Source organism: Mesorhizobium kamtschaticum (genome assembly GCF_056174585.1).
In genome coordinates this window covers 4,173,177-4,196,302 of record NZ_CM149691.1, presented here as the reverse complement: position 1 = coordinate 4,196,302, position 23,126 = coordinate 4,173,177, and the positions used below count along the sequence as shown (strand labels likewise).

Here is a 23,126-nt window from a genome sequence, read left to right as displayed (position 1 = left end):
AATGATGGCAGAGTACTCGGCCTTTTCGCTGCTTGCGAACGCGCTCAAGGGAAACAAGGACTGGAAGCCGGCCTGGCGCAAGCCGGATCCGAAGGCGTCCTATGATGTCATCATCATCGGCGGTGGCGGTCACGGCCTGGCGACCGCCTACTATCTGGCCAAGGAACACGGCATCACCAACGTTGCGGTGCTGGAAAAGGGCTGGCTCGGCTCCGGCAATGTCGGCCGCAACACCACGGCCGTGCGCTCGAACTACCTGCTGCCGGCCAACACCCGCTTCTACGAACACTCGATGAAGCTGTGGGAGGATCTGTCGCACGAACTCAATTACAACGTCATGTTCTCGCAGCGTGGCTGCCTGAACCTGGCGCACACGCCGGCCCAGTTCGACGATTATGCAAGGCGCGGCAACGCCATGCGCCATCTCGGCGTCGACGCAGAGCTGATGACGAAGGCGCAGATCAAGCGCCTGATCCCGGCGCTCGATATTTCCAGCGATGCACGCTTTCCCGTGGTCGGCGGCCTGATGCAGCGGCGCGCCGGCACCGCCCGGCACGACGCTGTGGCCTGGGGTTATGCCCGTGGCGCCGACCGCCGTGGCGTCGACATCGTCGAGAATTGCGAGGTCACCGGCTTCCTGCGCGATGGCGACCGCGTCACCGGCGTCACCACCTCGCGCGGCGACATCAGGGCCAAGAAGGTGGCGGTTGCCGTGGCCGGCAGCACCGGGCGCGTCATGCAGCTTGCCGGCATCGAGACGATGCCGATCGAGAGCCATGTACTTCAGGCTTTCGTGACGGAATCGCTAAAACCCTTCATCGACACGGTCGTGACCTTCGGCATGGGCCATTTCTACATGTCGCAGTCCGACAAGGGCGGCCTCATCTATGGCGGCGATATCGACGGCTACAACAGCTACGCCCAGCGCGGCAATTTGCCCATCGTCGACGAGGTGATGAGCGAGATGCTGGCGCTGTTCCCGGGCCTTGCGCGGGTGCGCATGCTGCGCTCCTGGGGCGGCGTCTGCGACATGTCGATGGACGGCTCGCCGATCATCACCACCGGCCCGCTGCCTGGCATGTATCTCAACTGCGGCTGGTGCTATGGCGGCTTCAAGGCGACGCCGGCCTCCGGCTGGACCTTTGCCTGGACCATCGCCAAGGATCAGCCGCACGACTTCAACGCGCCGTTCACCCTCGACCGCTTTCATCGCGGCCTCGTCATCGACGACAAGGGCCAGGGCGCGAACCCGCGGCTTCATTAGGAAACATCCTGTGCTGATCACTTGCCCCTATTGCGGCCCGCGCGACGTCATCGAGTTCACCTATCAGGGTGACGGCAACCGCGAACGTCCCGACCCAGCCTCGCAGAATTTCGAGGCGTGGAACGCCTATGTCTATGACCGGCTGAACCCGGCCGGCGACCACAACGAGATCTGGCAGCATTCCGGCGGCTGCCGCGCGCATTTGCGCGTCGTGCGCAACACGCTGACGCATGAGATCTCCAGCGTCGCCTTCGTGCGCGGCGATCATGGCTCGGCCGCGCGCCGCAGGGCAGAGGACAGGTCATGAGCCCGCGCCGCACCGATACCGGTGGCCGCATCGACCGGCTGAAGACGATCCGCTTCACCTTCGACGGCGTTGCCTATACTGGCCATGCCGGCGACACGCTGGCGTCCGCCCTTTTGGCCAAGGGCGTCACGCTTTTCGGGCGCTCGTTCAAATACCATCGCCCGCGCGGCCTGCTGACCGCGGGCGTCGAGGAGCCCAACGCGCTGGTGACGGTGCTGAAGGGCGAGGTTCGCGAACCCAACATTCCCGCCACCATGGTCGAAATCCATGACGGGCTGGTCGCCATCAGCCAGAACCGCTTTCCCTCGCTGGCCTGGGATATCAATGCCGTCAACCAGCTTGGCGGCAAGATCCTGTCGGCCGGTTTCTACTACAAGACCTTCATGGGACCGGTGGTCGGCCCGCTGAAGGGCACGCGTTTCTGGATGTTCTGCGAGCATTTCATCCGCCGTGCCGCCGGTCTCGGCAGCGCCGGATCGGCAAAAGACCCCGCCCGCTACGAACGCATGAACGCCTTTTGCGACGTGCTGGTGGTTGGCTCCGGCCCGGCCGGCCTGATGGCCGCCAAGGCCGCCGCCGATCAGGGCGCCCGCGTCATGCTGGCCGATCTCGAACCGCGTTTCGGCGGCTCCACCAACTGGTCCGATGAAACCATCGATGGCGCGCCGGCCGCCGATTGGGCGCGCCGCACGGTTACCCAGCTCGAAGGCCGCGACAATGTCCGGCTTCTGCCGCGCACCACGGTCTGGGGTTACTACGACAACAACACGCTTGCCGCACTCGAACGGGTGAGCGACCACAAGGAACAGCCCGCCAAGGGCGAGCCGCGCCATCGCTACTGGGCGATCCGCGCCAAATCCGTGGTGCTGGCCACCGGCGCCTTCGAGCGTCCGCTGGTCTTCCCGGGCAATGATCGGCCGGGCGTGATGCTGGCCCATGCCGCCGAGCGCTACGCCAATGAGTTCGGCGTGCTGCCGGGCGAGCGAATCGCGCTGTTCACCAACAATGACAGCGCCTACCGCGCGGCTGTCGCCTTGAAGAAGGCAGGCGCCGCGATCGTTGCCATCGCCGACGTCAGGTCCGAGCTGTCAGCCGAAATGCGCAAGCTGGCGACGGAGGCCGAAGCCGAACTGTTGGCTGGTCACGCCGTTGTCGCCACCGAGGGTGGCAAGGCGCTCTCCGGCATCAAGGTCCAGCGTTTCGACATGGTCACCGGGGCGCTGAACGGCGATGAACGAAGCATCCATGCCGACTGCCTGCTGATGTCGGGCGGCTGGTCGCCGACCATCCATCTCGCCAGCCAGGCCGGCGCCAAGGCGGAATGGAATGCCGCGCGGCAAGCTTTCCTCCCACCGAAGCCGACGCAGCATTGGCCAACACAGCATTGGGTCGGCGCCGGCGCCTTCACCGGCAGTTTTTCCACTGCCGAAGCGATCGCCGAAGGCCGCGCCGCCGGTCTTGCAGCAGCCGGTGGAACGAGCACGCCGGCGGCGTTGCCCACGGTCGAGGCCGTACCCGGCGATCCCGATCCGGCGCCGGTCTTCGAGATCAGGGCCAAGGGCAAGAGCTTCGTCGACTTCCAGCACGACGTGACGGCGGAAGATGTCCGCCTGGCGCATCGCGAAGGCTTCGTCTCGGTCGAGCACCTGAAGCGCTACACCACGCTTGGAATGGCGACCGACCAGGGCAAGAGCTCCAATGTTCCCGGCCTCGCCATCATGGCGGAAGCGCTGGGCAAGCCGATCCCGGAGGTCGGCACGACGCGCTTCCGGCCGCCCTTCGCGCCGGTGTCGATCGGTTCGCTGGCGGCGGAGCGCTTTGGCGACCTGAGGCCGGAACGGCTGACGCCGATGCATGACTGGCACCTCGCCAATGGCGCGACGATGTATTCCGCCGGCCTCTGGTACCGGCCGATGATCTACGGGCTTTCAGGCGAAACCGTCGAGCAGGCCTATGTGCGCGAGGCCAAGGCGACGCGCGAAAGCGCGGGCATCGTCGATGTCTCGACGCTGGGCAAGATTGCTGTGCAAGGCCCCGACGCCGCCGCATTCCTCGACCGCGTCTACACCAACATGTTTTCGACGCTCGCCGTCGGCAAGGCGCGTTACGGGCTGATGCTGCGCGAGGACGGCCTTGCCTTTGACGACGGCACCACCTGGCGGCTCGGCGAGCAGGATTTCTTGATGACCACCACCACGGCCAACGCAGGCAAGGTGATGCAGCATCTGGAATATTTCCTCGACGTGATCTGGCCGGAGCTGAAAGTCCACGTCACCTCGGTGACCGACGAATGGGCGGGTGCTGCGATCGGCGGGCCGAAGGCCAGGGCAATCCTTGCCGCTTGCGTGACCGGCACCGCGGTCGACAATGCGACCTTGCCCTTCATGGGCATCGTGCGCGGCGAGATCGCCGGCGTGCCGGTGATGATTTGCCGGCTGTCTTTCTCCGGTGAAATGGCCTTCGAGGTCTATTCCGGCGCCGGCCACGGCACCCATGTCTGGGAAGCGTTGGCCGAGGCCGGCAAGCCGTTCGGGCTGGTCACCTACGGGCTCGAGGCGCTGGGCACGATGCGCATCGAGAAGGGCCATGTCACCGGCGCCGAGATCGATGGCCGCACCACGGCGCGCGACCTGCATCTCGACTGGATGCTGTCGAAGAAGAAGCCCTTCATCGGCTCGGCGATGATGGACCGCGAAGGCCTGATCGCATCCGACCGATTGGAACTGGTCGGCCTGATCGCGCTCGACAACCGGCCGCTCAATGGCGGTGCACACATTGTCGAGGAGTTGGACGAGGTCAATCCGCACGGCTCGATCGGCCACATCACCGCTTGCTGCTATTCGCCGGCGCTCGGCAAGCACATCGCACTGGCGCTGGTCGAGGGCGGCAAGGCAAGGCAAGGCACCCGCGCCCATGTCTCCGATCCCTTACGCAACCGCTTCGGACCGGTCGAGATCGTCTCCAACCATTTCTACGATCCGGAAGGGACCCGCATGCATGGTTGAGCGCCAATCCCCCCTCGAGCCGGAGTTTCATGTCGGCTCGCATGGCAATTTCGAGCATGGCGTCGAGATCATCCTCACCGAAACGCGGCCGGGCTCGATCGTGCAACTCGCCGCCTGGCCGGGCGAGGAGAAGACGTTGATCGCTGCCATCCGCACCGTCACCGGGCTTGCCCTGCCCGACGGCGCCGGCGGCGGCTTGAGCGACGGCGTGAAATCGGTGTTCGGTTTCGCGCCGGGAAAATTCACCGTGGCCGATGAAGCCGAAGGGCTGGCCGCTTCCTTCGTCAAGGTGGTGACGCCGGCCATCGGCACGGTGACCGACCTGTCGCACGGCCGCACGGCCATCCGCATCGCCGGGCCGAAGGCCGAATGGGTGCTGGCCAAATTCTTCGCCATCGACTTCGCGCTGCCGGCCTTCCCAATCGGCGCCGGCCGCTCGACCACCCATCACGACGTCTTCGCCCAGATCCAGCGCACCGGCGCCGACCAGTTCGACATCTACGTCTTCCGCTCCTTCGCGCGTTCGTTCTGGAAGGCGCTTTGCCATGCCAGCGAGGAAGTCGGCTACGAAGTGCAGTAGGCGATGCGGCCGGATGGCCGCCGCTTCTGGCCTCAATGCCGACCGGTTCTGCCGCTAGAGAATCGCGCCGCCAGCGGCCATGGTGGAAAAACGTGGCCGCCAGATCGGCCCAAGGGGTATAAAAATCCCGTCTCAGACTCGGCACATTCGTTTGGTTCGAACATCCCCATGACCGCAGAATTATCCGCCGGCGCCACGGATCGCGCCGATGTGTCGGCCAGAGCCTTGCTCCTGCTGCCGCTGACGGTCGCTTGCGGCGTGTTCATGACCAGCCTCGACCAGAATGTCGTGGTGACGGCGCTGCCCGGCATTGGCGAAAGCCTCGCCCGTCCGCCGAGCCAGCTCGGCCTCCTGATCACCGTCTATGTCGCCAGCCTGATCATCTCGATGCCGCTTGGTGGCTGGGCCGCCGACCGCTTCGGCCTGCGCAACGTCTACTGCTTTGCCTTGCTGGTGTTCGCCGGCTCGTCGGCGCTGTGCGGATTGTCCGACAACATCTGGATGCTGGTCGGCGCCCGTGCCCTGCAGGGCTTCGGCGGCGCTCTGATGGGCACGCTCGGCCAGGTCGTGATCCTGTCGAGCTTTCCGCGCAGCCGCACGCTCAAGGTCAACATGTATATCTCCGTGGCCAGCCAGACCGGGCCGCTGGTTGGGCCGCTCGTCGGCGGCGCGCTGACCACCTACATTTCCTGGCGCTGGATCTTCTTCATCAACGTGCCGTTTGCGCTGGCGGCGGCAATTCTTGCCGCGTCATTGTTTCCGACAGTGACCAAGCCGGTGCGCACGCGGTTTGATTTTCCAGGCTTTCTGCTGGTCGGCAGCGGCATGATCCTGCTGGTCTTCGGCATGGACTCGCTTGCAGCCAAAGACGCGGTCGGTGGCATGGTCGCCGGTGAACTGGCGCTGGCGGTCGTCATCCTGTCGATCGCCTCGCTCTACTGCCTGCGCGTGCCCAATCCCCTGCTCGACCTCAAGCTCCTGCGCATCCGCACTTTCCGCATCTCGTTCCTCACCGGTGGCGGGCTGGACACGATCGGGCTGAGCTCCGTCGCCTTCCTGTTGCCGCTGATGTTCCAGCTCGGTTTCGGCATGAGCGCGGTGCAGGCAGGATCGCTGACCTTCGTCGCCGCGCTCGGCTCGGTGATCATGCGTTTCTTCATGCCGCGCGTTCTCAACCGGTTCGGTTTCCGCCGCGTGCTGGTCTTCAACACGCCGTTCGTGGCCGCCATGGTTGCCGGCTTCGCCTTGATGCAGGCAACGACGCCGGTCTGGATCGTGCTTGGCTATATCTTCGTTTTCGGCGTTTTCCGTTCCATACAATGGGCCTCGACCGGAAACCTCGCCTATTCCGACATCGCCCCCGAACAGCTCGCCCGCTTCAGCGCGCTCTACTATATCCTCTGGCAGCTGGCGGTGGCGATCAGCGTCGGCCTGGCGGCTGCGATGCTGTCGTTCCTGGCCGGCGGCGGGCCTGCGGTGACCAATGATTTCCGGATCCTGTTCGCGATCGAAGGCGTCATCACGCTCTGCGCGCTGATTGCCTATCTCAAGCTGACACCGCAGGACGGCGCCCATGTCAGCGGCCACGGCATGCAGATGAATGCGGAATAGTGCATGTCGCTCGCGTCGGCATGCTTAGCGGCGCGGACAGGCTATTCGCTGAACGTCACCCACTCTTCCAGCGGCACGCGGTCGGTGCGGAAGGCGTTTTCCGGTTTGGACGTGTCCTCATGGCCAAGAGCCATGCCGCAGACGACGATCTCTTCGTCGGGAATGTTGAGTACCGGCCGGATCTGCCGGTGATAGGGCGCGAAGGCCGCCTGCGGACAGGTGTGCAGGCCCCTGCCCCGCGCCGCGACCATGATGTTCTGCAGGAACATGCCGTAGTCGATCCACGAGCCCTGGTTGAGCCGGCGGTCGATGGTGAAGATCATGCCGACAGGCGCATCGAAGAAGACGAAGTTGCGGTCGTGCTGGGCGCGCATCTTGTCGACCTCGCGGCGGCCGATGCCGAGCGCGCCATAAAGGCCGAAGCCATTGGCGCGGCGGCGGGTGAGATACGGTTCGAAGAACTGGGTCGGATAGTAGCGGTACTCATCCCAGTCGGCCTTTTCAGCGCGGATACCGGAATTCAGGATAGCATCCGATATCTGTTGCTTGGTCTCGCCCTTGGTGACGTAGACCCGCCATGGCTGCATGTTGGTGCCGGACGGCGCGCGTGCCGCAACCGCCAGAATGTCCCGGATCGTCTCGTCGTCGATCAAGTCGGGCAGAAACGCGCGCACCGAACGGCGCGACACGATCGCCTCATCGACGATCTCGGCCTCATCCGCGATTCGAGCCTTCTTTTCCAGCATGGGCCGTCCCTTAGCCTTTGTATCGATCGGACGTCCCCACTCGCCGCTCGCGGCGGAGCCTTTGCATGAACCGTCAAAATCCTGCAAGTAAATCTTGAGCATTGGTGAAATTCTGCTTGATTTTTTCATGAGCATGATTTCTCATGAAATTCGGATTGAAATTTTCATGAAGAGAGCGTTTTGGCGTCTCCTAGCGCACGAACATTGCAGGGACCTGACGAACGCGTGCTGGCCGGCGATATCAGGGCACTGCGCCGGGCACGCGGGCTGACGCTCGCCGAAATCGCCCTGAAGCTCGGCCGTTCGGTCGGCTGGGTCAGTCAGGTCGAGCGCGGCCTGTCGACGCCATCGCTCAGCGATCTCAGGGCCTTTGCCGAACTGTTCGGCGTGCCGATCAGCCTGTTCTTCAGCCATGACGTACCGGTCGAAAGCGAGCGCGGCGTCGTGGTGCGGGCCGGCAGGCGCCGCACGCTTGGCACCAGCGAATCCGGCCTGGTGGAAGAACTCCTGTCGCCCGATCTCGGTGGTAGCTTCGAGATGGTGCGCTCGATCTTCGCGGCGGGCGCGGAGATGAAGACCGAGCAGCTGCGGCCGACCGAGGAAGCCGGCTATCTCGCCTCGGGTATTTTCGAGATCGAGATAGCTGGTATCTGGCACCGCCTCGGCGAAGGCGATTCCTTCCGCTTCGAAGGCAAGCCCTATCGCTGGCGCAATCCGGGAACCGAGCCGGCGGTTGTCATCTGGGTGGTTTCGCCACCGGTTTATTGAATTAAGTTTTGGGAGAAGAAACATGGCGGGTTTGCCGAGCACGGCGCGCGTGGTGATCATCGGAGGTGGTGTTGTCGGCACCTCCTCGCTCTATCATCTCGCCAAGGCGGGCTGGACCGACTGCGTGCTTTTGGAAAAGAACGAGCTGACCTCGGGCTCGACCTGGCATGCCGCCGGCAATGTGCCGACCTTCTCCTCGTCCTGGTCGCTGATGAACATGCAACGCTATTCGACCGAGCTTTACCGGGGCCTGGGCGCCGAAGTCGACTATCCCATGAACTACCACGTCACCGGCTCGCTGCGGCTCGCCCATTCCAAGGAGCGGATGCAGGAATTCCAGCGCGCCAAGGGCATGGGCCGCTACCAGGGCATGGATATCGACGTGGTCGGCGTCGACGAGATCAAGCGCCGCTATCCCTTCATCGAGACGCATGATTTGAAAGGCGCGCTCTACGATCCGAGCGACGGCGACATCGACCCGGCGCAGCTCACCCAGGCGCTGGCCAAGGGCGCGCGCGACATGGGTGCGAAGATCATCCGCTTCTGCCCTGTCACCGGCGTGCGCCGCGAAAACGACGAATGGGTGGTCGCCACGCCGCAGGGCGAGATCCGCTGCGAAATCGTCGTCAACGCCGCCGGCTACCGAGCCGCCGAAGTCGGCCGGATGTTCGGTCGCGAAGTGCCGATGATGGTGATGAGCCATCAATACATCCTGTTCGAGGAAATCCCCGAACTCGCCGCATGGTCGAAGGAACAGGGCAAGAAGCTGCCGCTGCTGCGCGATGTCGATACCTCCTACTATCTGCGCCAGGAAAAAGCCGGCATGAATCTCGGCCCCTATGAGCGCAATTGCCGCGCGCATTGGGCCACCCACAATGATCCGATGCCGGAGGATTTTTCCTTCCAGCTCTTCCCCGACGATCTCGACCGGCTGGAACATTACCTGGCCGACGCCGTCGCCCGCGTGCCGATCCTCGGCACCGCCGGCCTGTCCAAGGTCATCAACGGTCCGATCCCCTATGCGCCGGACGGCAATCCGCTGATCGGGCCGATGCCCGGCGTGCCCAATGCCTTCGAGGCCTGCGTCTTCACCTTCGGCATCGCCCAGGGCGGCGGCGCCGGCAAGGTGCTGGCCGAATGGGTCACGCAAGGCCAGACGGAATGGGACATGTGGTCCTGCGATCCGCGCCGCTTCACCTCCTTTGCCTCGGCGCCCGACTATTGCGTCGCCAAGGGCATGGAAATCTACGGCAACGAATACGCCATCCAGTTCCCGCGCCATGCCTGGCCGGAAGGCCGGGACCGCAAACTGTCGCCGATCCACGACCGCACCAAGGCGCTCGGCGGCCGTTTCGACGCCTATAATGGCTGGGAACGCGCCACCTGGTACGCGAAGGACGGCGACGACATTTCCGAGGAAGCCACGCTCACCTTCCGCCGTGAAGGTCCCTGGCAGCATCGCGTGCGCGAGGAATGCCTGGCGGTGCGCGACGCCGCCGGCATTTTGGACCTGCCGGGTTTCTCGCGCTTCCGGTTGCAAGGCCCGGGCGCGCGCGACTGGCTAGCGACGATGATTGCCGGCCTGGTGCCGAAACCTGGCCGCATCGGCCTCGGTTACTTCTCGGACGACAAGGGCCGTATCGTCACCGAGATGTCGATCATGGCGCTGGCCGAAGACCTGTTCTTTCTGATCACCGCTTCAGTGGCAGAACAGCACGACTTCGAGTGGCTGCAGCACCATCTGCCGCAACCCAATGAGCTGACGCTGCAAAACCTCACCGAGGCCTTCAGTTGCCAGATCCTGTCCGGGCCGAAATCCCGTGACATCCTCTCGGAATTGACGGACGCCGACCTTTCGCTGCCCTGGCTTTCGCACCAGTCGGTGCAGATATCAGGGCACTGGTGCCAATTGGTGCGTGTGTCCTTTGCCGGCGAACTTGGCTGGGAAATCCACACCAAGATTGATGACACGGCAGCGGTGTTCGACGCCGTCTGGGCGGCGGGACAAAAACACGGACTGAAACCGTTCGGCATGTACGCGCTGGATTCACTCAGGCTCGAAAAAGGCTACCGCACCTGGAAGGGCGATCTCTCGACCGACTATTCGATCCTGCAAGGCGGGCTCGAGCGCTTCGTCAAATGGGAAAAGCCCGACTTCCGTGGCAAGGCCGCGCTGCAGAACGAGAAACAGCAAGGCGTGAAGAAGCGCTTCGTCACACTGGTGGTCGAAAACCCCGGCGATTGCGACGCGCCCTACATGTCGACGCTGTGGCATGGCGGCCAGATCGTCGGCGAGACCACGTCAGGCGGCTGGGGCCATCGCATCGACAAGTCGATCGCGCTCGGCATGTTGCGCGTCGATTTGACCGAGCCGGGCACATCAGTCGAAGTCGAAATCTTCGGCGACCGTTTCCAGGCGGTGGTGCAGAAGGATGAGCCGCTCTGGGATCCCAGAAACGAGAGGCTGCGCGCATGAAGGCGGTCATCCTCACCGATGGCGGCATGGGCCAGGAACTGGTCCGGCGCAGCAAATCCGAGCCGACGCCGTTGTGGTCGGCAAAGGTGCTGATCGACGAACCGGATCTGGTGCGCGGCCTGCATGCCGAATTCATCCGTGCCGGCGCCCGTGTCATCACCATCAACACCTATTCGGCGACACCCGAACGCCTGGCGCGCGAGGGCGCCGAGGACCTGTTCAAGCCGTTGCAGAAGCGTGGCATCGAACTGGCCAGGCAAGCTTGCGACGAAGCCGGCGATGCCACGATCGCCGGCTGCCTGTCGCCGCTTTTCGGCAGCTACGCGCCGGCGCTGACCATCTCTTACCAAGAGACGCTCGACATCTACCGCCGCATCGTTGCCGAGCAGGCGGACGGCGTCGATCTCTTCCTCTGCGAGACCATGGCCTCGGCCGATGAGGCGCGTGCGGCCGTCACAGCGGCTTCGGAGAGTGGCAAGCCCGTCTGGGTGTCGTGGACGCTCGCCGATCACGGAGCACCACGGCTGCGCAGCGGCGAAACAATAGCCGCCGCGGCCAGCGCGCTTGATGGCCTGCCGATAGCGGCGCGGCTGCTCAATTGCTGCCGGCCGGAAGCGATCGCCGCCGCCTTGCCTGAACTGATCGATCTCGGCGGCCCGGTCGGCGCCTATGCCAATGGCTTCACCTCCGCGGAGGCGCTCAAGCACGGCGGCACCGTCGATGTGCTGCACGCCCGCCACGACCTCGGCCCGGACGCTTATGCCGAGCAGGCGATCGGCTGGGTGGAGGCAGGTGCCGACATCGTCGGCGGCTGCTGTGAAGTCGGACCGCCGCATATCGCCGCTCTACGCGACCGGCTCGAACAGGACGGCTACGAGATTTCGGGAGTTTTGCATGCCTAGACCATCATCGCGCATTTCCGGCATCGTCCCGTCAGGCAAGGATGGCTGGGAAGTCCATTCCGCTGCCTGGGCCCGCAAGGCGGCCGGCGAGAACATCATCATGCTGTCGGTCGGCGACCATGATTTCGACACGCCCTCCCAAACGATCGAGGCCTGCGTGGCCGCGGTTCGTGGCAGCAATCACCACTACACGCCGTTGCCCGGCCTGCCGCGCTTGCGCCAGGCAATGGCGGCAGCCTCCAGCGCCTGCACCGGCGTCGAGACGACGCCGGATCAGGTCATCGCCACGCCGGGCGGCCAGGCGGCCCTCTACGCGGCGGTGCAGGCCGTGCTCGACCAGGGCGACCACGCCATCGTCGTCGCCCCCTACTATGCCACCTACCCCAACACGTTCAGCGCTGCAGGTGCCAGTTTCACCGTCGTCGAGACGCCGGCCGAGGATGGTTTCCAGCCGCATGCCGACATGATCCGCGCGGCACTCAAGCCCAACACGCGCGCCATCCTGATCAACACGCCGAACAACCCGACCGGTGCGGTCTATTCGCGCGAGCGGCTGGAACAGCTGGCCGAAATCTGCCGCGAGCACGACCTCTGGCTTTTGTCGGACGAAGTCTACTGGACGCTGGGCGGTGGCGAGCACGTCTCGCCGCGCTCGCTGCCCAGCATGGCCGAGCGCACGCTGGTCATCAATTCCATGTCCAAGAGCCATGGCATGACCGGCTGGCGCATGGGCTGGCTGACCGGTCCTGAAGCGATGATCACGCTGCTCATCAACCTCAATCTGGTGACCACCTACGGCCTGCCGGCCTTCATCTCGGTCGCTTGCGCCGAGGCGCTGGAGAACCATTACGGCGTGAAGGACATCGCCGAGCGCTACGCGGCGCGCCGCACCGTCTTCCTCGATGCCGTGCGCGGCATGAACGACGTCGCCGTGCGCGGCTCCGAAGGCGGCATGTATGTCATGCTAGACATTTCGGCCATCGAGCCCGACGACGAGAAATTCGCCTTCACCTTCCTCGACAAGGAGAATGTCGGCGTGATGCCCGGCTCCAGCTTCGGCGAGGCCGCCGCCGGCCACATCCGCATCAGCCTCTGCCAGCCGGAGCCGATTCTCCAAGAAGCAGCACTCCGGCTGCGTCGTTTTGCTTCCAGCTACCGCCGTGAGGCCGCATGACCACCAAGACCATCCCTACCAAAGCAAGGGCCGTCATCATCGGCGGCGGCGTTTCCGGCTGTTCGGTCGCCTATCACCTGGCCAAGCTCGGCTGGACCGACATCGTGCTCCTGGAACGCAAGCAGCTGACGTCGGGCACGACGTGGCATGCCGCCGGCCTGATCGGCCAGTTGCGCGGCTCGCAGAACATGACGCGGCTGGCGAAATATTCGGCGGACCTCTACGTCAAGCTGGAAGCCGAGACCGAGGTCGGCACCGGCATGCGCCAGGTTGGCTCGATCACCGTCGCGCTGACCGAGGAGCGCAAGCACGAAATCTACCGGCAGGCGTCGCTTGCCCGCGCCTTCGATGTCGACGTACGCGAGATTTCACCCAATGAAGTCAAGCAGATGTACCCGCATCTCAATGTCTCGGACGTCGTCGGCGCCGTGCATTTGCCGCTCGACGGCCAGTGCGACCCGGCCAACATCGCCATGGCGCTGGCCAAGGGTGCCCGCAAGCGCGGCGCCACCATCGTCGAGAACGTGAAGGTCACCAAGGTCCACACCAGGGCCGGCCGCGTCACCGGCGTATCCTGGGCACAGGGTACCGAAACAGGCATGATCGAGGCCGATATCGTCGTCAACTGCGCCGGCATGTGGGCGCGCGAACTGGGCGCTCAGAACGGCGTCACCATCCCGCTGCACGCCTGCGAGCATTTTTACCTCGTCACCGAGCCGATCGCCGGCCTTGGCCGGCTGCCGGTGCTGCGCGTGCCGGACGAGTGCGCCTACTACAAGGAAGACGCCGGCAAGATGATGCTCGGCGCCTTCGAGCCGGTGGCCAAGCCGTGGGCATGGACGGCATCCGCGAGGATTTCTGCTTCGACCAGCTGCCCGAGGACATGGACCATTTCGAGCCGATCCTCGAAATGGGCGTCAACCGCATGCCGATGCTGGCCACCGCTGGGATTCACACCTTCTTCAACGGCCCCGAAAGTTTTACCCCGGACGATCGCTACTATCTCGGCGAAGCGCCGGAATTGTCCGGCTACTGGATGGCGACCGGCTACAATTCAATCGGCATCGTCTCCTCCGGCGGCGCCGGCATGGCGCTGGCGCAGTGGATCAACGACGGCGAAGCGCCCTTCGACCTGTGGGAGGTCGACATTCGCCGCGCCCAGCCGTTCCAGAAGAACCGCCGCTATCTCAAGGAGCGCGTCTCCGAAACGCTCGGCCTGCTCTATGCCGACCATTTCCCCTATCGCCAGATGGCAACGTCGAGGAATGTCAGGCGCTCGCCTTTGCATGAGCATCTGAAGGCACGCGGCGCCGTGTTTGGCGAAGTCGCCGGCTGGGAACGCGCCAACTGGTTCGCCCGCGAGGGACAGGAGCGCGAATACCGCTATTCCTGGAAACGGCAGAACTGGTTTGACAACCAGCGTGACGAACATTTGGCGATCCGCAACAAGGTCGGCCTGTTCGACATGACCTCCTTCGGCAAGATCCGCGTCGAGGGCCGCGATGCCTGTGCCTTCCTGCAAAAACTGTGCGCCAACGACATGGACGTGGCGCCAGGCAAGATCGTCTACACACAGATGCTCAACCAGCGCGGCGGCATTGAGAGCGATCTTACCGTCTCGCGGCTGTCGGAAACCGCCTACTTCCTCGTCGTACCGGGTGCGACGCTGCAGCGTGACCTCGCCTGGCTGCGCAAGCATCTGACCGATGAGTTCGTCGTCATCACCGATGTGACGGCGGCCGAAAGTGTGCTCTGCGTGATGGGCCCGGATGCGCGCAAACTGATCCAGAAGGTCAGCCCCAACGATTTCTCCAACAAGAACAACCCATTCGGCACCTTCCAGGAGATCGAGATCGGCATGGGCCTCGCCCGCGCCCACCGCGTCACCTATGTCGGCGAACTCGGCTGGGAGCTCTATGTCTCGACCGATCAGGCGGCGCACGTCTTCGAGGCGATCGACGAGGCCGGTGCTGATGTCGGGCTGAAACTCTGCGGCTTGCACACGCTGGATTCCTGCCGCATCGAAAAGGCCTTTCGGCATTTCGGCCACGACATCACCGACGAGGACAATGTGCTGGAAGCGGGCCTTGGCTTTGCGGTGAAGACGGCGAAGGGCGATTTTCTCGGCCGCGATGCCGTGCTGAAGAAGAAGGAAGCCGGATTGAGCCGCCGGCTGGTGCAGTTCCGCCTGAAAGACCCGGAGCCCCTGCTCTTCCACAATGAAGCCATCCTGCGCGACGGCAAGATCGTCGGCCCGATCACGTCAGGCAACTACGGCCATCATCTGGGCGGCGCGGTCGGGCTTGGCTATGTGCCGTGCCAGGGCGAGAGTGAGGCCGACGTGCTGGCCTCATCCTACGAGATCGAGATCGCCGGCGAGCGTTTCGCGGCGGAAGCGTCGCTGAAGCCGATGTATGACCCGAAGGCGGAAAGGGTGAAGATGTAGCGCCTCTTCCTTCTCCCCGTTTCACGGGGAGAAGGTGCCCGAAGGGCGGATGAGGGGCGGCGCCAGCGCCTCAGAATAAGGCAAACGTTCGCGCTGCCCCTCATCTGGCTGCCGCCGTTCGTCATTCGAAAAGCCAAGCAATTGGCTTTTCGTCCGCTGCGCGGACCACTCCTCACCTCCCCGTAAACGGGGCGAAGAAAGCTACTTCTAAAACCGCTCCAGCTTCGCCCTCACCTTCGCCAGAAACGCCGCCCGCGTCTTTGGCGTCGAGGCATCCATCAGATAATGCGCCAGGAAGAACGTCTTGCAGCGCGTCGCGCACAGCGCCCGCATGCCGCGCAGCAGGGTCTTGCGCCCGGGCTGGCCGACGACGACGCTCCACCAGGTCGGCGCGCCGCAGGTAGTGATGACCCCGACCTTGGTGACATGCGTCATCAGCGATGTGATCCGCCCCTTGCCCGCCGGCAGCTTGAAGGCGACGTCGGTCGCCCACACCCGGTCGAGCCAGCCCTTCAGCATTGCCGGCAGCCCGTACCACCAGGTCGGATAGACGAACAGGATCGCCTCGGCCCAGTTGAGCAGCTCGAAATGCGGCTTCAGCGCTGGGTCCAGCGGCGCCTGGTCATTGTAGCTGCGCCGCTCCTCGCAGCCCATCACCGGGTCGAATTTCTCGGCATAGAGGTCGAGCAGCCGCACCTCCCAGCCCCTCGCCTTCAGGACATCGACGGCGGTGTCGCGAATGGCGGCGCAAAAGCTCTCCGGCACCGGATGGCAGTAGACGACCAGCGCGCGCATCAGAAGGCGTCCATGCTGGCCGCGACCTTGGCCATGAAAGACTTCCGTGTTTGGTCGGTCGACAGGTTCATCGCGTAGTGCGCGAGGTAGGTCACCGGTGCGCCCGGTTTTACCGTAGCGCGCAACATGCGCTTGATCAGTTTGCGCGGCGGATCGCCCATCAGCATGGCGCGGAACCGGCTGCCGCCATAGGTGGTGACGGCCGCGACCTTGCGTATGTTGTGCAGCGACGGCTGCACCTTGCCGTCGACCAGCCTGAACGACACGCCGGGCAGGAAGACGCGATCGAAAAAACCCTTCAGGATCGCCGGAAAGCCGTAGTTCCAGACCGGATAGGAAAGCACCAGCGCATCGGCCCGCAGCAGGCGCTCGACATACGGCGCGGCGGGGTCCGCGGAGCCGCGCGGGTTGTGATAGTCCAGCCTCTCCTGGCGGGTCAGCCGCGGGTCGAAATCCTCAGCGTAGAGATCGCAGTCATCGACCGTATGGCCCGCCGCCGTCAGCCGCTCGACGATCAACCGGTGCAGGCCGGCATTGAAGCTGGTCTCGACCGGATGCGCGTGGAGGACGAGGATGTTCACGGGAGGACATCCCGAAGGTCAGCGCGAGGCACATCCCAGACGTTAGCGCGAGGCACCCCCCTCTGCCCTGCCGGGCATCTCCCCCTCAAGGGGGGAGATTGGCAGCTTCTGCGCCGCACCTGTCCTTCCCGCGTTGGAGGTTGGCGAAAGCGGCGAAGCGAATAATCTCCCCCCTTGAGGGGGAGATGGCCGGCAGGCCAGAGGGGGGTGCAGCGCCACGCATTCGTCATTGTCTCACCCCACCCTCTGCAGCCCCTTGAACAAGAAAGTCCTGCCCGAGCGATAGTCGTAATCCGGATTTTCCCAGGCGATCATCTTGCCGGGATTGAGCAGGCCTTGCGGATCGGTCTCGCGCTTGAAGGCGAGCTGCACCGCATCCGTCTGCTTCATGCCGCCCTCTTCCAGCGTGTAGCGGTGCGGGTTGAAGATCGGGCAGCCATTCTCCTCGTGCAGGCGTACGATCTCGTCGAGCCGCGCCTCGGTGGTGAATTTCACCAATGGCAGGCCAAAGCAGGTGATGTTGCCGTCCAGCCGCACGAATTCCAGATGCGAGAACACCTCGCCGGGAAACATCGCATCCATCTTCTCGACCAGCGCCAGCTGGTTAGGGAAAGGGTAGAGCGATTGCAGGTAGGTGATGTCGGGATCGACCCGCAGCGCTCTCAGCGTGGTGTGGTTCCAGGCCAGCTCATAGGCCGGCGGCAGGCCCTTTTTCTCCTCGGGCGGCGCTGTGGCGGCGTTGAAGAGCACCGCGCCGCCGACGCGCCGGGTGAAGGCGAGGAAGGCATCCAACCCGTGCTGCGCCACCATGACGACGCAGATGCTTTGCCCTTCCTTGAAAAACTTCTGATGCCGCTTGAAATAGAGCTGCGGCACGGGTGCGGCGATCGGTGTGATCAGCTTGGTCAGGATACCGTCCTGGCACGCCAGCGCATTGCCGTAGCGCGCCGCATCCATGAAGGCATCGAAGCCGACAATGACATCGACCCACTCATAAGCCGCGGTCAGCGGCATCTCGACTTCGCTGATGATGCCGTTGGTGCCGTAGGCGTGGGTGACCTTGTGCAGGTCTTCGCCGGTGAGTTCGAGCGCTTTCGGCTCGGCCTCCATCGTCACCACACGCAGCCGCAGCACATTGCCGAAATCGCGCAACCCGCCGAAATTGATCGAGCCGACGCCGCCCGAACCGCCGGCGATGAAGCCGCCGATCGAGGCGGTGTTGTAGGTGGAGGGCGACAGCCGCAGTTCCTGGCCGGAATGCGCGCGTGTCGCCTTGTCGATATCGGCCAGCACCGCACCCGGTCCCGTCACCACGCGCCCCGGCGCGATCGACTTGATCTCATTCATCTCGGCAAGATTGAGCACCACGCCGCCTGACAATGGCATCGCCTGGCCGTAATTGCCGGTGCCGCTGCCGCGCGGCGTCACCGGAATGCCATGCCGATGACAGGCAGCAAGCACACGGATCAGCTCGGCCTCTGTCTTCGGCGTCACGATCAGATCGCCGGTGACATGGTCGAGCTGCTGCTTCAGCACCGGGCTGTACCAATAGAAATCCCGGCTCTTCTGCTGGACGATGGCCGGATTGTCGTCGAGTTTCAGCCCGTCGAGATCGCGTTTGAGCGCCGAAACGTCCATCATTCCACCATCAGTTCGTCGAGTTCGGCATAATCGGGCAATTGCCGGTCGATCGCGCGGCCATCGCGCACGACGATGCGATCCGATTCGGGCCGCGACAGCAATTCGGTCCAGCTTCGACCTTTGAACAGGATGAAATCGGCATCGCCGCCCACGGCAAGCGTGCCAAAGCCGTCGAGCCGCATCACCTTGGCCGGCGTCGCGGTGACGGCTTGCGGCCAGTCGGCGACCGGATGATCGAAATGCAGGATGCGCGTCGCCATGCGGTAGACCTCCAGCATGTCGAGGTCGCCATAGGCATAGAACGGGTCACGCGTGTTGTCGGAAGCAACCGCGACCGGAATGCCCCTCGCCTTCATCTCGTGCAGCAGCGTCACGCCGCGCCAGCGCGGCGTGGTCTGGTCCCCGCGCCGATCCTGCAAATAGAGATTGCACATCGGCAGCGACACCACCGCCGGCCCGGCCTTCGCCACCTTGTCCAGCGTGTCCAGCACCTCGAGGTCGGGCTGGCGCGCCAACGAGCAGCAATGGCCAACGAGGATGTTGCCCTCGAAGCCGTTCCAGAGTGCGGCCTCGGCGATCTTCTTCAGCGAGATCGCCGCTACGTCGTCGGTCTCGTCGGCGTGGAAATCGAGGTCGAGGCCATGCTTGATCGCCTGCGCGAAGACATGGTCGAGCAATTCCTCCAGGTCCGGCACCATATAGGTGACGACGCCGAGCACGCCCTTGGCGGCGGCAACCCGTTTCGCCAGCCTGTCGAACCATTTCTTGTCGCGCACACCCTCGATGCCGAGCAGGCAGGCGCCCTGCAATTCGATCCGGCCGCGCCATTTATCGCGCATCGTCTCGAACACCGGCCAGGAGATCTCCTCCTGCGGCGCGACGCTGTCGAGATGGGTGCGCAGCGCCCTGGTGCCATGCGCATAGGCCGAGCGCAGCGAGAAATCCATGCGTTTTGCCAGATCCTCGGCGCTCCAGCGCGCGACGCGGTCGGCGCCAGCGGCATTGAGCGCGCCCATGAAGGTGCCGTCGGGATTGGGCTTTCGCGGCCAGATATGGCCCTTGTCGATATGGGTGTGGCAGTCAACGAAACACGGCAGCATGATGCGGCCGGCGAGGTCGATGGCATCGGCTGGCGCCTTCGATTTGCCATGCGGGGCTATGCTTGCAATTTTACCCTCGGCGACGCTGATAACGGCAAGCGCAAATCCGTCGCCATCGAAAGGCCCGGCAAAGCCTGGCGTCAGTGAGCGATGAACACGGACGTTGGCGAGATTGTAAGAGCCGAAGGTTGGTATCAAGCGTCGCCCCCCTCCGCCCTGCCGGGCATCTCCCCCTCAAGGGGGGAGATTGGCAGCATCCGCGCCGGCTCTTTTCTTTCAATGTTGAAGATTGGCGAAGGTCGTGACAACAGCCAATCTCCCCCCTTGAGGGGGAGATGGCCGGCAGGCCAGAGGGGGGTGCTTCGCGCCAACCCTTCTTCAGTCATCCTATCGCTCCTGCTTCAGTGCGCTCTCGTGCCAGCGCCGCAAAATGAGATGCGAGATCAGCGACAACACGAGGAAGATCAGGATGCCGGTCAGCGAGATCAGGAACAGCGCCGCGAACAGCCTTGGCGCGTTGAGCCGATAGCCGGCCTCGATGATGCGCGAGGCGAGCCCCGACGACTGGCCAGTGGTGCCGGCGACGAACTCGGCCACCACGGCGCCGATCAGCGACAGGCCGCCGGCGATCTTCAATCCGCCGAGGAAATACGGCATCGCCGCCGGCAGCCTGAGATAGCGCAGCTGCTGCCAGCGCGTCGCGCCATTGAGCTTGAACAGGTCACGCAGATTGCGGTCGACGGAGTTCAGGCCGAGCGTGGTGTTGGACAGGATCGGGAAGAAGGCGACGATCCAGGCGCACAGCAGAAGCTTGGTCGTCTGGTTGTTCACATAGATGTTGATCAGCGGAAAGATCGCCACGATCGGCGTCACCTGCAGCACGATGGCGAACGGGAAGAACGACATCTCCACCCATTTCGACTGCGTGAACAGCACTGACAGGCCGACGCCGCCGATGACAGCCAAGGCCAGGCTGAGGAAGGTGATGCGCAAGGTGACCAGCAGCGAGGAGAACAGCAGCCCGGCATCATTGTAGAGCGTTGACAGCACCACGCCCGGGCGCGGCAGGATATATTGCGGAATCTCGTTCCACACACAGATGCGGTCCCACAGCCATATCGCCAGGATCATGATCGCCAGCGGCAGCACCCAGCGGCCGACGCGCTCGAACCGTTCCTGGCGCACACGGCGCGCCTCCTCCGGGTCGAGCTTGAGCACCCCTTCGTCAATGACCGTCATGATGCGAACCCGCAGTTGAATTGATGGCATTGACCAGCACGTCCGAGGCTTGCCGGCAAAGCGCCGCATAATCGGGCGAGGTACGAAACACCTCGTCGCGCGGATACGAGGCCTCGATGGCAAGTTCGTCGAACACCCTGCCCGGCCGCGCCGCCATGACCACGATCCGGTTGGACAAAAACACGCTTTCGAAAACGCTGTGGGTGACGAAGACGACGGTGAAGCGTTCGTCCTGCCACAGCTCCAGCAGGTCATTGTTGAGCTTGAAGCGGGTGATCTCGTCAAGCGCCGCGAACGGCTCGTCCATCAACAGCACACGCGGCTTGGTCACCATGGCGCGCGCGATCGAGACGCGCATCTTCATGCCGCCCGACAGTTCACGCGGCACCGCATCTTCGAAGCCGGTCAGGTGCACTCGCGCCAGCATCTCCGTGATCGCCGGTGCGGCCTTGGCGCGGGAAATGCCTTTTAGCCGCAGCGGCAGCCAGACATTGTCGAAGACGCTCGCCCAAGGCAGCAGCGTCGGCTCCTGGAAGACGAAGCCGATGTTGGCGCGGTCGAGCGAGCCGCCGCCGCGCCAGTCGAGCACGCCGGAGGTCGGCGTCGACAGGCCCGCGATCAGCCGCAACGCCGTCGACTTGCCGCAGCCGGACGGCCCGAGCAGGCTGAGGAAATCGCCTTCCCGGATCGTCAGGTCGACATCGCTCAACGCCGTCACGCCGTTGGAAAACACCTTGCCGACGCCGCGCAGCGCCAGCAAGGTCGGAGCGACGTCCGATGCCGGCGCTCGCGCCACCTTTTCCCCTATCATGCCCGGACTGGCCTATTTCTTCAGGTCGAGCCCGACGCCCTTGTTGACGAAGGTCAGCGTGTAGGCCTTGGTGATATCGATGCCTGCAGGCGTGACCTTGGCCTTGACCATCTTGTCATAGAAGCTCTTGATCCGCGCATCGGTCATGGCGCCGATGCCGAGCTTCTCGGTGTCGCCGGAATCGGCAAGGCCGAACTTCTTCATCTGCTCGATCGAGAAGGCGATCTGGTCGTCCGTCATGTCAGGATTGTCTTTCTTGATCATGTCGTTGGCGGCCTTGTTGTCGCCGTAGAGGTATTTGTACCAGCCCTTGGCCGAGCCATCGACGAAGCACTGGACCACTTCCGGCTTCTTGTCGATCGTGTCCTGCATCACCTCGATCGTCGTCGAATAGGTGTCCCAGCCATAGTCGGCGAGCAGGAACTGGTTCGGCACGAAGCCGCCTTCCTTCTTGACCGCGAACGGCTCCGAGGTGACGTAACCCTGCTGGATCGACTTCTTGTTGGCGAGGAAAGGAGCGGTGTTGTAGGTGTAAGGCGCGCGCTTGGCGGCGTCGAAGCCGAGCGCCGTGACCATCCACTGGAAGAAGGTCTGCACGCCCTCGTCGCCCAGAATATACTGGTCGGCGTTCTTCAGGTCCTCCCATTTGTCCAGCCCCTCGCCAGGGTGGGACATGATGACCTGCGGATCCTTCTGGAAGTCGGCCGCCACCACGCGCATCGGGATGCCTTGCTGAACGGCGTCGAAGGCCGACAGCAGATTGCCGCCCATGTAGAAATCGATCTTGCCGGCCAAAAGCATCGGCCGGCCGCTGACCTGTGGGCCGCCCTGCATGATGGTGACGTCGAGGCCGCAGGCGGCATAGGTGCCGTCCGCCACGGCCTGGTAGTAGCCGCCATGTTCCGGCTCGGCCAACCAGTTGGTGCCGAAGGTGACTTTTTCATTCGCCGCGGCACCCAGCGTGCTGGCCGCCAGCAAGGCCACCACCGCCACCGAGATCTTCTGTTTTGCGTACATCGACAACCACCCTCTGTTTGCTCCGGCGCCACGCGCCAGGCTCGACACCAAAGCTTCAAGAAGCAAGACACATGCCACCGGCGTCTCGCGCCGGGACCCGCCCGCCTGCACCACAGCCATCTGCGAAAGCCGGAAAGGTCGTGCTGCACCGGAGGCATCGTGCCTATTTTTTGAACGCCTGTCCACAATCGCACCGGCGACATCCCAGGCCATCTTGAAGCTGTAGTGAATACGGCCTTAGGCTGACGGTATCCAGGAGATTGCCATGTTCAGATTCCTCACCCCGAAGTCGATCAAGCCGCCTTTTGCCCGCTACAGCCACGGCGTCGAAGTGCCCGCGGGCAAGCGGCTGGTGCTGTGCTCCGGCCAGGTGGCGATCACGGCGGACGACCAGATTCCCGAGGACGCCGGCGCCCAGGCCGAGCTCTGCTTCCGCAACATCGAGGCGATCCTCGCAGAAGCGGGACTGGGGCTCGGGGATATCGTTCGGATCAACGCCTATGTCACCGACCGCGCGCATCTGCGCCCCTATATGGATGTCCGCGACCGGCTGTTTTCGAGCCCTGCGCCAGCCTCGACGCTGATGATCGTCAGCGGATTTGCCCGACCCGAATTCAAGGTCGAGGTCGAGGCCATCGCGGCCGGGTGATCGACAGCAGGCCC

The 23,126-nt window shown here is 64.1% G+C and carries 18 protein-coding genes and 1 pseudogene; 11 read left to right on the top strand and 8 right to left on the bottom strand.

The window, feature by feature from the left end:
- Positions 1–4 precede the first annotated feature (4 nt).
- From AC0V7N_RS20690 to AC0V7N_RS20670, 5 genes are all read left to right on the top strand, one after another.
- Positions 5–1,264, top strand: a complete 1,260-nt coding sequence (locus tag AC0V7N_RS20690) for a sarcosine oxidase subunit beta (RefSeq protein WP_475450279.1) — start codon at positions 5–7, stop codon at positions 1,262–1,264.
- Between the two features lie 10 nt (positions 1,265–1,274).
- Positions 1,275–1,571, top strand: coding sequence for a sarcosine oxidase subunit delta (locus tag AC0V7N_RS20685; RefSeq protein ID WP_475450278.1), 297 nt, complete (start codon positions 1,275–1,277; stop codon positions 1,569–1,571).
- Entirely contained in the window at positions 1,568–4,576 is a 3,009-nt protein-coding gene (locus AC0V7N_RS20680) for a sarcosine oxidase subunit alpha (protein ID WP_475450277.1), read from the top strand. The genes AC0V7N_RS20685 and AC0V7N_RS20680 overlap by 4 nt, the downstream gene beginning before the upstream one ends.
- On the top strand, positions 4,569–5,156 hold the full coding sequence (locus tag AC0V7N_RS20675; protein WP_475450276.1) for a sarcosine oxidase subunit gamma: 588 nt from the start codon (positions 4,569–4,571) through the stop codon (positions 5,154–5,156). Before AC0V7N_RS20680 ends, AC0V7N_RS20675 begins: the two co-directional genes overlap by 8 nt.
- Before the next feature lie 168 nt (positions 5,157–5,324).
- Entirely contained in the window at positions 5,325–6,767 is a 1,443-nt protein-coding gene (locus AC0V7N_RS20670) for an MFS transporter (protein WP_475450275.1), read from the top strand.
- Positions 6,768–6,808: 41 nt separating this feature from the next.
- On the opposite strand, the gene AC0V7N_RS20665 is transcribed toward AC0V7N_RS20670, so the two are convergent.
- On the bottom strand, positions 6,809–7,513 hold the full coding sequence (locus tag AC0V7N_RS20665; RefSeq protein ID WP_475450274.1) for a nitroreductase: 705 nt from the start codon (positions 7,511–7,513) through the stop codon (positions 6,809–6,811).
- A 225-nt stretch (positions 7,514–7,738) separates the two neighbouring features.
- Here AC0V7N_RS20665 and AC0V7N_RS20660 point away from each other — a divergent pair, with 225 nt between their 5' ends.
- From AC0V7N_RS20660 to AC0V7N_RS20640, 5 genes and pseudogenes are all read left to right on the top strand, one after another.
- A complete protein-coding gene (locus AC0V7N_RS20660) occupies positions 7,739–8,281 on the top strand; it encodes a helix-turn-helix domain-containing protein (protein WP_496628017.1) in 543 nt (180 codons plus the stop codon).
- 22 nt (positions 8,282–8,303) lie between these two features.
- A complete protein-coding gene (locus AC0V7N_RS20655; RefSeq protein ID WP_475450273.1) occupies positions 8,304–10,757 on the top strand; it encodes a GcvT family protein in 2,454 nt (817 codons plus the stop codon).
- The gene (locus AC0V7N_RS20650; RefSeq protein ID WP_475450272.1) at positions 10,754–11,659 is read left to right on the top strand and encodes a homocysteine S-methyltransferase family protein; all 906 of its coding nucleotides are present in this window, start codon (positions 10,754–10,756) and stop codon (positions 11,657–11,659) included. The genes AC0V7N_RS20655 and AC0V7N_RS20650 overlap by 4 nt, the downstream gene beginning before the upstream one ends.
- On the top strand, positions 11,652–12,833 hold the full coding sequence (locus tag AC0V7N_RS20645; RefSeq protein WP_475450271.1) for a pyridoxal phosphate-dependent aminotransferase: 1,182 nt from the start codon (positions 11,652–11,654) through the stop codon (positions 12,831–12,833). The genes AC0V7N_RS20650 and AC0V7N_RS20645 overlap by 8 nt, the downstream gene beginning before the upstream one ends.
- Positions 12,830–15,279: pseudogene (locus tag AC0V7N_RS20640) on the top strand (GcvT family protein). The gene AC0V7N_RS20645 and the pseudogene AC0V7N_RS20640 overlap by 4 nt, the downstream one beginning before the upstream one ends.
- Positions 15,280–15,486: 207 nt before the next feature.
- Here AC0V7N_RS20640 and AC0V7N_RS20635 read toward each other — a convergent pair.
- The 7 genes from AC0V7N_RS20635 to AC0V7N_RS20605 form a co-directional block, all read right to left on the bottom strand.
- Positions 15,487–16,074, bottom strand: coding sequence for an NAD(P)H-dependent oxidoreductase (locus AC0V7N_RS20635; protein ID WP_496627216.1), 588 nt, complete (start codon positions 16,072–16,074; stop codon positions 15,487–15,489).
- The gene (locus AC0V7N_RS20630; RefSeq protein ID WP_475450268.1) at positions 16,074–16,655 is read right to left on the bottom strand and encodes an NAD(P)H-dependent oxidoreductase; all 582 of its coding nucleotides are present in this window, start codon (positions 16,653–16,655) and stop codon (positions 16,074–16,076) included. Before AC0V7N_RS20630 ends, AC0V7N_RS20635 begins: the two co-directional genes overlap by 1 nt.
- 234 nt (positions 16,656–16,889) lie before the next feature.
- On the bottom strand, positions 16,890–18,293 hold the full coding sequence (locus tag AC0V7N_RS20625; protein WP_475460417.1) for an FAD-binding oxidoreductase: 1,404 nt from the start codon (positions 18,291–18,293) through the stop codon (positions 16,890–16,892).
- The gene (locus tag AC0V7N_RS20620; RefSeq protein ID WP_496627215.1) at positions 18,293–19,594 is read right to left on the bottom strand and encodes a cytosine deaminase; all 1,302 of its coding nucleotides are present in this window, start codon (positions 19,592–19,594) and stop codon (positions 18,293–18,295) included. Before AC0V7N_RS20620 ends, AC0V7N_RS20625 begins: the two co-directional genes overlap by 1 nt.
- Positions 19,595–19,783: 189 nt before the next feature.
- Positions 19,784–20,635, bottom strand: a complete 852-nt coding sequence (locus AC0V7N_RS20615; protein ID WP_475450267.1) for an ABC transporter permease — start codon at positions 20,633–20,635, stop codon at positions 19,784–19,786.
- A complete protein-coding gene (locus AC0V7N_RS20610; RefSeq protein WP_475450266.1) occupies positions 20,622–21,446 on the bottom strand; it encodes an ABC transporter ATP-binding protein in 825 nt (274 codons plus the stop codon). Before AC0V7N_RS20610 ends, AC0V7N_RS20615 begins: the two co-directional genes overlap by 14 nt.
- Positions 21,447–21,458: 12 nt before the next feature.
- On the bottom strand, positions 21,459–22,463 hold the full coding sequence (locus tag AC0V7N_RS20605) for an ABC transporter substrate-binding protein (RefSeq protein WP_475450265.1): 1,005 nt from the start codon (positions 22,461–22,463) through the stop codon (positions 21,459–21,461).
- 265 nt (positions 22,464–22,728) lie between these two features.
- Here AC0V7N_RS20605 and AC0V7N_RS20600 point away from each other — a divergent pair, with 265 nt between their 5' ends.
- Positions 22,729–23,112 carry a RidA family protein gene (locus AC0V7N_RS20600; RefSeq protein WP_183460504.1) on the top strand — a complete coding sequence of 128 codons (384 nt, stop codon included), beginning with the start codon at positions 22,729–22,731 and terminating at the stop codon, positions 23,110–23,112.
- Positions 23,113–23,126 lie beyond the last annotated feature (14 nt).